The following is a 15,741-nucleotide window of genomic DNA, read 5'->3' as shown; positions in this document are numbered from 1 at the left end:
CCTCGTCTCTATACGACTACAACTAGAACTAATAACCACTACTTTCTAGGATATTCACAATAGTCAAATCACACAATAATTAAATCTAAAAATCAATTACTAATAATCGATCCAATTCGAGTAAAGTCCAATACAGCACCACGCAAATATTGCATTTCATTAAGCTCAGACTCATTTGCAATCAGCTCACTAGCGTCTTTTCTAGCGGATTCAATAATCGATGCGTCTTGTATAACACGCAATAATTTAAGACTAGATTTTCCTCCAGATTGCCTATCTCCCAGCACATCGCCAACATTTCGCAATCGCAAATCTTCTTGCGCTATAACTGCTCCATCGCACGAATTTTCAACTACCTGCAAACGCTTACTAGCTAAACTACCATCTTCAGCGCAAGATACAAGAAAAGCCCATGATTGCAAATTACTACGTCCAATTCTTCCACGCAATTGATGAAGCTGAGCTAGACCAAAACGATCCGCGTCAAAAATCACCATGCAAGTAGCATTCTTCACATCAACACCAACTTCAATTACAGTAGTAGAAACCAATATTGGAGCAACACCTGAAATAAATTTACGCATTATTTCTTGCTTTTCTTCATCACTATTTCTACCAGTAAGCGCAATCAAACGAATGTTATTAAATTGCTCAATAGACGATAATCTTTTAAGAATATTTGTAACAGTATGCAGCTTTCTTACTTGTTTAGACTCAATATTCTCGTCCTCTTCTATAAAAGACTCATTATCAAAAGCTTTGTTATCGTCAGCAAGATTACTTATAGATTTAGATTTAGAATCAATCTCAGAGCCAATCTCCAAGCTAAACTTAGAGCCAATCTTAGAATCAATCTCAGAATCAATCTCCGAATCTTCAATATGAGGACATACTATATACGCTCGCTCACCACAATCAATCCTAGATCGAATGTGCTTGAACATAGCAGCCATAGTATGAGAATCGCTTTCTTTCACGATAATAGTTCGAATAGGTTTGCGCTCTGCAGGCAATTGCGTAAGATACGATGCATCTAAATCTCCAAACCATGTCATAGCAGCAGATCTAGGAATAGGAGTAGCAGTCATAACTAACAGATGAGGAACAGTAGGAGGAACAGTAGATTCACTACCAAAAGACCGCATAAGCGAATTACGTTGTTCAACTCCAAATCTATGTTGCTCATCAATAACAACCAAAGCTAAATTAGTTGGATTAAAACTAGAAGAAAAAGCAGCGTGAGTTGCAACTATAATTGCCGGCTCACCACTAGCAACACTTGCCAAAGCTTTACGACGCTCACTAAGTTTCATGCCTCCTGTAACAACAATTAACTTAACAGGAAGCCCAGCTTTATGAATCATATTCCGCAAATTATCAGCATGTTGTAAAGCTAAAACATGAGTAGGAGCAACTAAAACAGCTTGTTTACAAGAACCAATCGCCTGTAGCATAGCACTCATAGCAACTACTGTTTTGCCACTTCCAACTTCTCCTTGCAAAAGCCTTCTCATAGGCTTATTGCTACACATATCTTTAAGTATTTCACCAATAACTTCATTCTGACCTTTTGTAAGTTCAAAAGGAAGAGAATTTATAAAAGAATTGCGCATATCATTACAAGCACATTTTTGAGCTACAGCAGAATAAGAGCTATTTCTTGAAGATAATATTGCAATTTGAGATACAAGCGCTTCCTCATATCTTAAAGTTTCTAAAGCTTTCTTAAAATCATCAATAGATTGTGGATTGTGAATTTGAAAAAAAGCATCTTTTCTATGCAATAAATTATGTGCTTTTCGCATAGATTCTGGAATTATATCTGGAATATTTTCTTCAATAGAATCCATAGCTAACAAAATAACATCGTGAATATGCTCACTAGATATTCGAGAATTAGCGTGATACATAGGCATAGGAGAACTTAGCTTTTTAAGACAATATTCCACGCTATTAGAATTATTCAAATCATTATTATCATTATTATTGCAATCTTTTTCATCACAAACGTTCATGATATTTGGATGAGTGAATTGCAATCTACTGTTAAATTCACTTGCAACTCCGCAAACAACGATTTTCTCACCTTTGTGGAATTTAGAAAGCATCCAATCAATATAAGGTTTCTTTTGCGAAAAATAGATAAGAGAAGCACAGGATACGCTTGAGGAATCTTGAAAATCATTCACAACATTTTGCAAAGGCTCACAAACATTAACTTCCAAACGAAATCCATGACGCGAGTTCATCGGCACAACGCAAACAGAATCAACAACACATACGAAAACAGACGAATCTCCAGAGCGTATGTCTTTAAGCTGCATAACTTTCATAGGTTTGCAAACGCGAAAAGGGTAATACGTAAGTGCATCTTTTATATTTAATACACCTAATGATTTCAAAGCTGAAATACGACGCTTATTGCTCACAATAGAAGCGAGCGAAGTTTCAAGCGTTATAGACATATGACTTACGCCTTCCGCAATTAACTAATTTAGTATTCTTATAACTAATTAGATTCTAGCTAAACAAACCAACCTAAAAACAAAAACTCGATAATCTTAATTCACTATTTCGCGACTATTTAGCTACTATTTAGCAACTTTTCACAACTATTTAAAACAAAAGTAAATGCGGCACACCGTATTTACTTTATCTTTGCTATGTGTTACTCTGTTTAAGTTGTTTGCCGAACGGACTTCGATTGGCATTCGACTTGGAGAATTCGCCTAGTGGTCTATGGCGCACGCTTGGAAAGCGTGTTGGTGTAACAGCCTCACGAGTTCGAATCTCGTATTCTCCGCGCCTAGGGTTTCTAGCCAATCGCTAGAAGCCCTTTTTTCATGCCAAAAACCCTTGAAACATCCCAGCACTCATCTAAAATCAGTGCCCAGATTTAGCATAATGATTTTCAACTATATTTTTATAGCTATTCCACATATCAAAATGTGAAGCATACCAGTTGATTGTATCTTGTATTCCAATGTTTATACTCGAATGCTTAGGCTCCCATTCAAGTTGACTGCGAATCTTACTAGAGTCAAGAGCATAACGTTTATCTTCACCTAACCGCGGATTCACGTACTCTATATTTGATTCTGGAACTCCCATAATACGTAAAATAATCTTAAGCATATCAATATTACTTAGCTCGCATTGAGTTCCAACAACATATGTTTCACCAATTGTTCCACGAGTCAGCACACGCCATATCGCATCGCAATGATCTTCAACATGTATCCACTCACGTACAGAATCACCTTTGCCATATAACTTAGCTGGAATTCCACTCATAATATTCGTAATCTGCCTAGGAATAAACTTCTCAATATGCTGACGAGGGCCATAATTATTACCGCAATTAGATATAGTTGCTCTAACTCCATAAGTCTTATACCAAGCGCGAACCAAATGATCACTCGATGCTTTAGAAGCAGCATACGGACTAGACGGATTATATGGGCTTTCCTCATTAAAACGCATTTCACTACCTATTGGCAATCCGCCATATACCTCATCAGTGCTTATGTGATGAAAACGAATGTTATATTTCCTAGCAGCATTAAGTAACACGTACGTACCATAAACATTCGTAGTAATAAACGGATCAGCACATTCGATTGCGTTATCGTTATGAGATTCAGAAGCGAAATGAACAATTGCATCAATTGCTGGCAAAGTTAAGCCAGTTGCAGTTTTATGTTGAGCAAAAGGATTTAGAATCGAATCAACTAAATCAGAATCACGCACATCACCTTTTATGAATGAATACTTATTATTAAAAAATTCAGTAGGCAATTCATACAAATTCGCAATATTACCTGCATAAGTTAGCGAATCTAAAACTGTAATAGCAACACTAGGGTAATGTTCAGCAACATAGTGTACAAAATTTGACCCTATAAAACCAGCACCGCCAGTAACAAGTAAATGTAATGGCATATCAACAGAATCATTTTGCATGAAACTTGCGCTCAAAACTAATCACTTCCCTAAAAGAGGTGAAACTTGAGATTCATACGCACGCAAAGCCATATCAATCACATTGTGCATATCGTAATAACTGTAAGTACCTAAACGTCCGCCAAAAACAGTTCTAGGCTCTTGAGAAGCAAGCTCAGCATAACGAGCATACAAAGCTTTATCTGCATCAGTATTCACAGGGTAATATGGCTCATCATCGCGAGTTGCAGAACGAGAATATTCTTGCCACACAACAGTTTCACAAGCCTTAACAGTTTTACCTGGCACAAAACTTGCAGAATCATCAACTTCTTGACGCTCAGGATTAAAGTTCTTAAACTCAATCGCGCGAGTAAAAGGAACGTCAGAATCTGAATAATTCATAACAGGGCAACCAAAATGATCACCCTCACTATACCTAACTTCCTTAAAATCAACAGTACGCCACTTCAACTCGCCAAGCTTGTAGTCAAAGTAACGATCCACTGGACCTGTGTAAACAACAGGAATTCCAGCTTGAGCCAAAGAACGCTTATTGAACGGTTGAGATTCATCAAAGAAGTCAACTCCAAGAGAAACGTGAATAAGAGGATTGTCAATCATACGTTGCATCCAAGCAGTATAACCGTCCTTAGGCAAACCCTCCCAAGTATCCTTAAAATAACGATTATTATAATTAAAACGCACAGGCAAACGCTTAATAATTCCAGCAGGCAACTCAGAAGGATCAGTCTGCCATTGCTTTGCTGTGTAATTTTTAATAAACGCTTCATAAAGTGGACGGCCAATTAAGCTAATGCCTTTATCGTTTAAATTCTGAGGATCTTTTCCAGCAAGCTCTCCTGCTTGACTTTCAATCAAAGCTTTTGCTTCTTCAGGCGTGTAATGCGCATGGAAGAATTGATTGATTGTACCTAAGTTGATTGGCAATGGGTAAACTTCCCCATCGTGAGTTGCATACACGCGATGCACATAATTAGTAAAACTTGTGAAACGATTCACATAATCCCACACACGCTTATTACTTGTATGGAAAAGGTGCGCTCCATATTTATGAATTTCAATTCCTGTACGCTCATCAAAATAAGAGTAAGCGTTTCCGCCAATATGATTGCGCACGTCAATAATTTCAACGCGAGCGCCTGCTTTTTCCGCCGCCTGCTGAGCTACAGTTAAACCAAATAAACCTGCTCCAACAACAACTAAATCTGGGTAAGCTGCTGATTCCATCATAATATTACCTTTCATGCGTACAGTTCTTAGCGGCACTCAAAATCATGAATCCAACTCAATTCATTCAAGCACAATACATTTTAAGAATAGGCTTAAGCGTATATATAATAGTCACTATGACTAGTGCAGAACGTGCAGATATGAAAGATAATAAAAAAGAATACGAAAATAAAGAACAAAATGAGCAAGATGAGAATACTTTTTGGGAAGTAGTAAATCGAGTAGTTTATCCAATAAAAGACGCAGAAATCACGATGCCACTGTACGTAATACCTTGGCATCGTTCATATTTACAACGTAATGTGCTTGATCCAAGAATAAATTTGCAATCTCTAAATTTATCTAAATTAAATATATCTGAACTTAAAAAATTATTAGCAGATACAAGCAGTCATTTACCTAATGTTGAAACACACGATGTTTGTGACATTATAGATCGCAAAACGCTCAGTGTTAAAGCTGGAAAACACGTATCTTTATGCACTTTCTTCAATGCTTTCCCTGCAAGTTATTGGCAACATTGGACAGATGTAAAAACAGTAAAATTTAATGCAAAAGTTAAAGGTCAAGGTTCACTTCTTTTAATTAAATCTACTGGCAGAGGTCTTACGTATCCTATAAAAGAATTTTCTTTGAAATCTAATAATGAAACCGAAATTAGTTATGAAATACCTATGCAAGGCGTTTCAGATGGAGGCTATTTTTGGTTTGAAGCTAAAGCAAACGACTCAACTTCTTTAAATATAAGCAATGCAACATGGAGCGTTCCTAAAGAAAACAAACAAAATAAAGGGAACAAAGGCAACAATGAAAGCAGCACAAACAAACAAAACTGCGAAAACAGGCAAAACAGCACTTTCTCTATTGCTATAACAACTTTCAATCGCCCTTCTTATTGCCATAATCAATTAAAAGCGATTGCATCAAATAAAGCATTACGAGAACGTCTTGACACAATTTATTGCACAGATCAAGGCACTGATTTAGTTAAAAATCAACCTGATTTTGAAAAAACTCGTGAAGAGCTAAAAGATCAACTCACATACATACAACAAGCTAATTTAGGAGGATCAGGCGGATTCTCTCGAGGAATGTTTGAAACACTTAAAGCTGGAAAAAGTAGCTACACAATGCTACTTGATGATGACGCGATTAGTGAAACTGAATGCATTCTTCGCGCGCTGCAATTTGCAGATTATACGCTAAAACCTGCAATTATTGGCGGAGGAATGCTTCATCTTGACAATCGAACTGTACTTTACACTCAAGGTGAACGTTTTACGCGAGATAATGTGTGGATGAAATCATCCCATAACTTAGATTACAATCATGATTTCGCTGCTATCACTTTGCAAGATTGCCCGGAGAGACATCAAAGAATTGACACTGATTACAACGGATGGTGGATGAGTCTTATTCCGACTAAAATTATGAAAGAAATCGGACTTTCACTTCCAGTTTTCATTAAGTTTGACGATACAGAATACTCGATTAGAGCACTTGAACACGGATACCATACGATTTGTTTGCCAGGAGTTGCCGTTTGGCATCAAGCTTGGCACGATAAAGATCCTTCGCGAACTTGGGAAGAATACTTCTTCCAACGCAATCGTTGGATTTGCGGACTTTTACATTGCACTCGCCCAAGCTTACGTTTTGCGATTGAAATGCTTAGAAGCGACTTAGCTTGCGGAATGAAACTCGTGTATTCAGCTATGCACTTGCATCACATGGGATTACAAGATATTCTCATGGGGCCACAATACATAATAGAAACAATGCCAACAAAGCTCAACGAAGTAAGAAAAGCAAGACAAAACTTTACAGACACTCAGCCAATAAGTGATGTAAATTTGAGAAATAATGTTTTAAGAGAGCACGTAACACCTTTCACTGCACATAATGCTAAAGCTTTACGAAAGCTACAAATTAAAGCGATAAAACAAGCATTATTCTCTAATGAAAAACGAAGTAAAGAAAAACAAAGTAAAGATTTTATTCCAGAAGTAGCAATTCCAGCTCAAGACGTTTCTTGGCCTTCATTCATAGGCGTTAATAATGCGATTGTTACATCACCAGATGGAAATACAGTTAATCTTTTCCAAAGAGATAGCAAGCTATTTCGTAAAATGTTGCGTAAAGACGTATTTTTATCTCTAAAAATGATTAGACGATGGAAAAAACTATCTAAAGCGTACCGCTCTTATGATATGGCTAGCGTAAATACATGGGAGAAAATCTTTAGAAACACTAACAAGTGAAACTCTACTTTTATAAAAAACGAGTAGCTTAATCGTATATTATTCTCGCATATTATGCGTTCATATTCTCGCATATTATGCGCGTATATTATGCACGCAAAAGCAAAAGACCACGCGAGCGCGAAAAAGCTAAAAACAAGCGATATTACACTCACGAAATTTGCTTAATCGTCATAGCTCTGTCACTTAAAAGCGCATAATCACGATTACGACTATCTCGAATCACAAATGTGCAAGCGTTTGCGTCAACTGCAACAGCTAGTAAATCTGTGCTTGAATCATCAGTTTTACTTGGAGTTCTTAAGGATGTAAATAACGTAAATTCACCATTGTTAAACAAGTTTAAAGGCATCTCAAAATGCAAAATTTGATGCCCACGCTTTTCCATCTTCAAAACTTTCGAACCAGTATCATAAGTGATTCCACCTCTGCGAATATCGTGTAGAGCAATAGCCAAATAAAAATCTCCAGGCTCATCATATTGATATTCAACTGCAAAGCGGAAAACCTCATCGCTTCTATAAATCTTGTCTTCTAAAGCATACGTTCTTAATAATGGACACTTTTCATTCAAACCTTGCGGATACTGCCCATGAGCAGCTTTCTCATTATATTTTTCCTGCTTTTTTCTCTCAGCTTCAATATTTGCTAAAGTATATTTATCTGCTACGGTTTCAGTATTTCCAATTGCGCAAACTTCACCATCGCTAATCATCATCGCTCGAGTACAATATCTCTTAACAGCATTCATATCATGAGTAACTAAAATAACTGTTTTAGTAGGATCTTTTCGAATATCACTAAAGAACGCATCGCATTTACGCTGAAATGCTTCATCCCCTACTGCTAGAACTTCATCAAGCACAAGAATATCTCCTTGCGCTTTAATAGCAACAGAAAACGCTAAACGAACTTGCATTCCAGAAGAATAATTCTTTAGCTTTTGATCCATAAAATCTTCAAGCTCAGCAAATTCAACGATATCGTCATACATTTCATCGATTTGCGCGCGAGTAAAACCTAATAAAGCTCCATTAAGATACACGTTTTCGCGTCCAGTAAGCTCCGGATTAAAACCAACACCAAGCTCAATAAATGGCACAAGCTTACCTTTTACTTCAACACTTCCAGTATTTGGATAGTAAATTTGCGAAATAATTTTCAATAGCGTTGATTTTCCGCCACCATTTCTACCAACAATACCGAAAAACTCACCACGATGAACATCAAAAGATATATCTTTAAGCACGTGCTGCATCCTATATCCTTTAATGCCTTTAGTAAGATTTATAAAAGCTTGTTTTAATCCAGTCGCCTGCTCAGTTGGTAGCTTAAAATATTTACCCACATGATTAACGGATAAAACTATATCATCGTCAGAATTACCATTATTTTTACTCGTGATAACTTCATTATTTTCACTCATAACAACTTCATTATTTTCACTCAACTGACTCATAATATGCGTTTCTCCAAAACTTTCTAAAACTAAATAAATCACATAACTTCAACGAAAGCGCGACTATTTTTCTTAAAGACATAAATACCAAGCCACAAAATAAGCACTGTTAGAACAATAGGAATTAAAGAAATCCAGGAGAAGCCAAATTCATTCCACACAGTAGGCTGCGTTTGCGGAGCAAGAAGATTATGCCTCATATCTTGAATACATTGCGCAATAGGATTTAGTAATTCAAGCTTTGCAAGAACAGCAAAAATACCGCCTTTGTTAATCACATAGCTTAACGGATAAATAATAGGCATACCATAAAACAGTAGCTGCTGTACAACTTCCCAAATATGCATAACATCACGGAAATACACATACATAGTAGACATTAAAAGAGCAATGCCAATAGCAATCATATAAAGCTGAACCAAACTAATTGGCAATAACACTACTCTCCATGTGAATTGAACACCGCCAAATATGGCAAAAATAAGTACGACTACTAAGTTAATTAAGAAACTTATTAAAGATCCAACAGTTGCAGAAACCACTACAATGTAGTTAGGAAAATGAATCTTACGAAGTAAGTCACCACGATCAACTAAAGAACGCAATCCAATAGACGTAGATTCTTGAACAAATTGCCATGCGCTAATACCTAAAAGAAGCACAACCGGATAAGTAGGAGTGCCATCAGTCATACGCAAAAACTTGCCAAAAATAAGATACATTACACAAAACATCAATAACGGTTTCAAAGCAGACCAAGCTACACCTAAGAAAGATCCTTGATAGCGCAACTTAAAATCAGTTTTCACTAAACCGCGAAGAACAATGTTAGCGTAAGAGTATTTTTTACGACAATGATCTATTAGATTTTTCACGATACTCATATTATCAGCTAGATTGTAATTGAACGCTTGAAACTAGAATGTAAGTGAATACTCAATTGTAAATGAAGACTCGCAACTAGAATGCAAACGAATACTTGCGACTACATTGTAAGTGAATACTCAAATATAAATTTACAAATTTACACATAAAGCACATATGCTAACATCATGTGTATGCCAAAAGTATCAATTATTGTTCCTATATATAACGTTGAAGCATTTTTACAACAATGCTTAGAGTCTATTCAAAATCAAACTTTCACTGATTGGGAATGCCTTATGTTCTCTGATGGGAGCAAAGACGGATCTATAGATATAATGAAATCTTTTGCGCAAAAAGATAGCAGATTCGTAGTAATCGAAAAATCTAATGAAGGATACGGAGCTACTTGTAACAGAGGCTTAGAAAAAGCTAAAGGCGAATGGATTAGCATTATTGAGCCTGATGATTTTATTGACCCACACATGTATGAAAGATTATTAAGCAACACTCAACTTTCACACGAAAAAATTGACGTTATTAAAGGCGGATATTGGCTTTTTTACGATGGAAAAGACGGATATAAAGACGCTGTAGAAACGCCTAATTTGTGCTATTTCATGCCTAAAAATAGAGTAATCTTCAATCTGAATGAATTTGCTGAACCTTTCTATCATCATCCTTCTATATGGTCAGCAATTTATAGAAAAGACTTTCTTAATGGAGATAATAAAGACAACAAAGTAATACGCTTTAAGCCAATTCCTGGAGCAGGTTGGACAGACAATCCTTTCTTTGCTCAAACTTTAGTTCTAGCAAATAAGATTTGTTGGAATCCTGGAAAGTACTACTACTACAGGCAAACTAATCCTAATGCTTCAAGCTTGTTAAAAGATTTCCATCTGCCATTCGACAGATTGCGGGACATGCGAGAATTCCTTAACACACAAAAACTTTCACGAGGAGTTTTACAAGCATTCTATTCTAGAGAATTTGATTACGTAAACTCGCTTATTACAGAATTTGGCTTTGACGATAAAAATCCTGAAATTCGTAATCTAATCCATGAAGTTTTTAGCTCTATGGATTCAAAAGAAGTATTCCTTATGGCTTTCCGTTTACAGCCAAAATTCATGGATTATTACATGGATTTCTTAGGATCGTCATATGAAGTAAAGAAACAAAAAGCACAAGATAAACCTCAACTTTCTATAATAATATTTACGCATAACGCTCATTCTTGGATTGTTGACTCACTAAAAGCTTGCGAATCAATACAAGATATTCCTTGCGAATTTATTATTGTTGACAATAATTCAAACGACAGCACAATCGCTATTGCTAAAAAATTCACTGAAAACAATAAACGTTTCACTATTCAGCAACATGAAGATAATGAAAATATAAATGATATTCTTAAGCAAGCAATTGAACGCGCTAATGGAAAATATACGATTTTCATGCCATCGAGTTATATCATCAATGAAATCGTTCTAAATCAAGCTTTAGAGAATATTGAAAAGTGCTCGGGTGACAACAATAAGCCAATAGATTTAGCGTTCTTCAATAATACGAATTTACACACAGATTATTTGATTGATTGCACATTCAAGCAAGATATTAAGAAAAACATTGAGCTTTCTAGAGAAAACTTCATTAAGCCAATCGACAATGAAAACACTGTAAAAGATACGTCTTATGGACCTTATAATCCTAAAGACATTGCAGATCTTGTTATAAATAGTTGCTACAGCTACGGTTGGCAGAAAATTTGGAGAACTGAATTTTTGAAGCATGCACACATAGAAGCTGGAATAAACGATGAACCTTCAACACTTATGACTTTCAGCTCTAGAGCAGCAATAGACGCACAAAATATTATGTATTGCGATTTAGCTAAAGCATATGAAAATGCATATGGAAGATTTAGCGTAGGAGCAGCAGAAGGTTTCGAGAATCTTCACAATAAACAAATTCCACGAAATTTCTGGCTTTCAATTGAAAAAAATATTTCTATAGATGAATTCCCTCTTGACGTTGATTCCGTTATTGAAACAGGTAAATGGCTAGAGAGTAAAGGTTTGCTCAAAACATACGAACAAGGCTATGCAAACGCTTTGATGACAAGTTTCATACGCGATTGTCATATGCGTCAAACGCCTGAATCTTTGGAAAAGTTCATTGAAGAAAAATTACAGGTTGTAGCAAATATTGTAAGCAATTGCGAAAAAGACAATTTACCTACATATTTCTACAATGAAGAAGCATATAACGAATTCCAGAAGATTCGATTGAATAAAGATTCTAGAATTTTATGGCTTAAAGAGCGCATGTTTGACTTTGAACGCGCAAGCGAAAATTATAAACATGAAATTGCCGATATACGCACTTCTGCACGTTACTTAGTCGGAGAAAAAATCGTAAAAACAGCAAAGAAGATAGCTTTCCCATCTCTTATTGCTAAATTACAGAAAAAAATGCGCCTTATGAAGCGAGATAACAAATAATAATTTTTAACATATAGATAGATGTAAATGTAAATGTAGCGTTTGGTGAAAATCAAGCGCTACATCTATATTCACGTACGCTTAAAACTAAAATTCCTACATGCTTAACTTAAAGATTTTTAAGCTACTTCACTTTTATAAGGATTTGCTGCAATATCTTTCTCGATTGCATCAACAATACGCTTGTTTTCGAGTAGTTCTCTGCTAACGTGTTGCAAATGAGAAACCATATCTGATGGAAGTTGGTAAATATCTCCATAATAACTAAACAGAATTTTTTCTGCTTTACACGGAATCGAAATACTAGATTTTTCAAATTCTGATTGCTTCAATGGGAATACATCGTCATATCGCGCAGTGTATATTTTGTCAGCATCAACGTTATCTAATCCATATATAATGTTGCAATCTTCGTTAGGGCTTTCTCGCGAAATAATATTTTCACTTTTAGCTAAATTTTGATATTTAGTAAAAACGTCTTCTATTTGACTACTAAATTCGCAGCCATCTTCTAAATATCCATGTTCAAGCCATTTAGCGTAAAAAGTCTGTGAGCGCAAATCATCTTGTAAAGCTTTACGCATTTCAATGAATCTCTGTTTATTATGCTCGTCATATTTAGGCATGTAATCATAGAAGAAAATATCAATAAAACTTGGATTTTCAGGATTCGCATAACGCAATCGCAACTGTCTACATAGAACATAAGGATCGAAAACAAGAACAGCGCGATAACGTTTAGATAATTCCTTATCTGTTTTAAGCAATTCTATGAGCTTGTCAACATCACTTCTCATCATGCCTAAATCAGTATCGTCATCCCATGGAATAAATCCACGATGACGAATAGTTCCTAGTAAAGTACCGAAATCAGCCCAATACTTCAAATTATGTTCTTTAGAAAAATGCGCAAATTCACTAAGCAATGTAGCGCATCCGCGTTGTATAAGTCTAACTGAGCCTGTTGCTTGAGGAAGATTATAATAGAAGCGCTTATGCGCATCGAAATCATTTTCATTTTCACGGCGATAATTTGCCCAAGCAAGTAAAGATTCATGTTCTCGATTCGTGAGTGTATCAATACGCATATTGCGTTGATTTTCAAGAATGTTTTGCAACTTACCATCTAGCAAAGATTGCAAGTTTTCGACTCTCAAGTTTAAATCATTAACCTGCTGCCTCAAATCTCTTATTGAACGTTTAGAAGAAGGTAAATGGTCAATAATTTTACGCATCGCTTTGCGAAATATAGATACCATAAGTTCACACCCTTCACCTTATTCTCATTATTTGCAATAAGACATACATCAGCTAATTATAATACGTTTTCACATCTTAACACTTGCTTATTTATATTACGTAGCATTACGCAGAAGATCTAAGACTTTTGAATATGAAAATGCATGCGTTTGTAAATATTAAGAAACGAAAACAAATGCGAGCGCAAAAGCCTACTCGTTCAAATAAAAAATTTACTAGATAATTTTGAACAAATCATTGTATAATTATTTTATTGCTAGAAAGAGGAAGATATTATGCGAATTAAAGAAGAACAACCCAAACAAACTCAACAAACACGACAATTAAATCAAGAAGAACAACTTAATCATAATGAATTCAAATTGCTTACAGCACTTTTAAGCATAAAAAATACAACACAAAACAATGAAATTATAAGCCAAAGAAATCTTGCAGAACACGCTGAATTATCCCTAGGAAGTATAAATAGCGCAATTAAAAGTGCAAAAAATAAGAATCTTATTGCACTAAAAAACGGATTGCACATCACAAAACAAGGAATGCAATCACTTGAACCATATAAAGTACACAATGCGATTATTATGGCTGCAGGTTTCTCATCAAGATTCTCACCAATATCTTATGAAAAGCCTAAAGGTCTTATTAAAGTACGCGGAGAAGTACTTATTGAAAGACAAATCAAACAACTACATGAAGCAGGAATCAACAATATAACAGTTGTAGTTGGATATAAACAAGAACAATTTTTCTACTTAGAAGATTCTTTTAACGTAAAAATTAAAACTAACAGCGAATATAGCACGCGTAACAACAACAGCTCTATAAAAGCTGTTTCAAATCAATTATCTAACACTTATATCTGTTCATCAGATAATTATTTTGACAAAAACCCATTTGAACAATACGTTTGGAAAGCTTATTATTCAGCTCAATATCACACAGGACACACTAAAGAATGGTGCATATCTTATGGAGCGCACAATCGCATTACGAAAGTTACTATTGGCGGTAGCGACTCTTGGTACATGATTGGTCATGTATATTTTGACAAAGAGTTTTCTAAGCGCTTCATGCAAATTCTTAATGAAGAATACGATTTAGTGCAAACAGCAGGAAAACTTTGGGAAGATATTTTTATTGAGCATATTGATGAATTAGACATGCAAATACGAAAATATGATCCTCCAATCATTCACGAATTTGATTCTATTGACGAATTAAGAGAATTCGATCCGCTTTTCTTAGAAAATATTGATAGTAAAATTTTTGATAATATTACTAAAACACTTAACTGCAAAAAGTCTGATATTCATAATGTTTATCCGCTTAAAAAAGGTCTTACTAATTTATCTTGCCATTTTTCAGTTGGGAATAATGAATACGTTTACAGGCATCCTGGAATAGGCACAGACATACTTATTAACAGAAAAGCAGAAACAGAAGCTTTGAAGAAAGCCCAAAAACTCGGCTTAGACGGTACGTTTATTGACGCAAACGCAAATGAAGGATGGAAAATTTCACGATTCTTACCAGATTGCAAAACAGCTGATATGCACGATTACAATCAACTACAAGAATGTTTAAAATTAGTACAGGCTTTACATAAAAGCGGAGAAATATTGAATCGTAAATTTGACTTTTACGAAGAATCTAAGCGTTACATGAAAGAACTTAAAGATAGAAACGCATCGATACCTCAAGAAATTATCGATTTAGAAACTATTGTAGAAAGTCTTCATAATTATCTAACAAATGAAGAAAATACGAATATTTGTATTTGTCACAACGACATACTAGGGGCAAATATTTTAATAGACAAGCAGAATCGCTATCATCTAATTGATTGGGAATATGCAGGAATGTCTGATTACGCTCAAGACTTTGCTACATTATGCGTATCTGAAGCATTTAATGAAAACGAGATCGAAAAAGCGATTCCACTATACTTATCACACACTGCAAGCATGGAAGAAAAACGTCACTTACTAGCTTATATAGGATTAGCAGGATGGTGTTGGCACTTGTGGTCGTTACTTAAAGAAGATGAAGGAGAAAATATAGGAACTTGTATGTACACATACTACAAGTACGCAAAACAATATGTCACTAAAGCTTTGCAACTTTATACGAATAACTAAAGCGTAAAATCAAAGCTTTGCAACTAGATAAAAAGAGTGGTTATAAGTCAAGAAGT

The 15,741-nt window shown here is 35.3% G+C and carries 9 protein-coding genes and 1 tRNA gene; 4 read left to right on the top strand and 6 right to left on the bottom strand.

The features are described 5' to 3' along the window. Window positions 1–92: 92 nt before the first annotated feature. The gene (locus tag HXT27_RS03130; protein ID WP_103042824.1) at window positions 93–2,465 is read right to left on the bottom strand and encodes an ATP-dependent DNA helicase RecG; all 2,373 of its coding nucleotides are present in this window, start codon (window positions 2,463–2,465) and stop codon (window positions 93–95) included. 253 nt (window positions 2,466–2,718) lie between these two features. Between HXT27_RS03130 and HXT27_RS03125 the strand changes: the two genes are divergently transcribed. Further along, window positions 2,719–2,803 (top strand) — tRNA-Ser (locus tag HXT27_RS03125). A gap of 80 nt (window positions 2,804–2,883) precedes the next feature. On the opposite strand, the gene rfbB is transcribed toward HXT27_RS03125, so the two are convergent. Further along, on the bottom strand, window positions 2,884–3,963 hold the full coding sequence (rfbB, locus tag HXT27_RS03120; RefSeq protein WP_196489642.1) for a dTDP-glucose 4,6-dehydratase: 1,080 nt from the start codon (window positions 3,961–3,963) through the stop codon (window positions 2,884–2,886). A gap of 21 nt (window positions 3,964–3,984) precedes the next feature. Then, window positions 3,985–5,196, bottom strand: coding sequence for a UDP-galactopyranose mutase (gene glf / locus HXT27_RS03115; RefSeq protein WP_103043247.1), 1,212 nt, complete (start codon window positions 5,194–5,196; stop codon window positions 3,985–3,987). Between the two features lie 116 nt (window positions 5,197–5,312). On the opposite strand from glf, the gene HXT27_RS03110 reads away from it, so the two are divergent. After that, window positions 5,313–7,457, top strand: a complete 2,145-nt coding sequence (locus HXT27_RS03110) for a glycosyltransferase (RefSeq protein ID WP_103042823.1) — start codon at window positions 5,313–5,315, stop codon at window positions 7,455–7,457. Window positions 7,458–7,608: 151 nt separating this feature from the next. Here the strand turns inward: HXT27_RS03110 and HXT27_RS03105 are convergent, their stop codons facing one another. Together HXT27_RS03105 and HXT27_RS03100 are read right to left on the bottom strand one after the other, a co-directional pair. Further along, window positions 7,609–8,883 (bottom strand): ABC transporter ATP-binding protein, encoded by a 1,275-nt coding sequence (locus HXT27_RS03105; RefSeq protein WP_075523514.1) that lies wholly within the window; start codon window positions 8,881–8,883, stop codon window positions 7,609–7,611. Window positions 8,884–8,954: 71 nt separating this feature from the next. Beyond that, window positions 8,955–9,800, bottom strand: coding sequence for an ABC transporter permease (locus tag HXT27_RS03100; RefSeq protein WP_196489639.1), 846 nt, complete (start codon window positions 9,798–9,800; stop codon window positions 8,955–8,957). A gap of 174 nt (window positions 9,801–9,974) precedes the next feature. Between HXT27_RS03100 and HXT27_RS03095 the strand changes: the two genes are divergently transcribed. Then, a complete protein-coding gene (locus HXT27_RS03095; protein WP_103042822.1) occupies window positions 9,975–12,287 on the top strand; it encodes a glycosyltransferase family 2 protein in 2,313 nt (770 codons plus the stop codon). A 119-nt stretch (window positions 12,288–12,406) separates the two neighbouring features. Here HXT27_RS03095 and HXT27_RS03090 read toward each other — a convergent pair whose 3' ends face one another. Further along, the gene (locus HXT27_RS03090) at window positions 12,407–13,546 is read right to left on the bottom strand and encodes a LicD family protein (RefSeq protein ID WP_103042821.1); all 1,140 of its coding nucleotides are present in this window, start codon (window positions 13,544–13,546) and stop codon (window positions 12,407–12,409) included. Between the two features lie 276 nt (window positions 13,547–13,822). On the opposite strand from HXT27_RS03090, the gene HXT27_RS03085 reads away from it, so the two are divergent. After that, complete coding sequence (locus HXT27_RS03085; RefSeq protein WP_103042820.1) at window positions 13,823–15,685, top strand: phosphotransferase; 1,863 nt, start codon at window positions 13,823–13,825, stop codon at window positions 15,683–15,685. Window positions 15,686–15,741: the final 56 nt, after the last annotated feature.

The sequence above is a fragment of the Gardnerella bivia genome (genome assembly GCF_049262715.1).
Taxonomy (GTDB): Bacteria; Actinomycetota; Actinomycetes; order Actinomycetales; family Bifidobacteriaceae; genus Bifidobacterium; species Bifidobacterium vaginale_A.
This window is presented reverse-complemented; position numbering and strand designations above follow the sequence as displayed.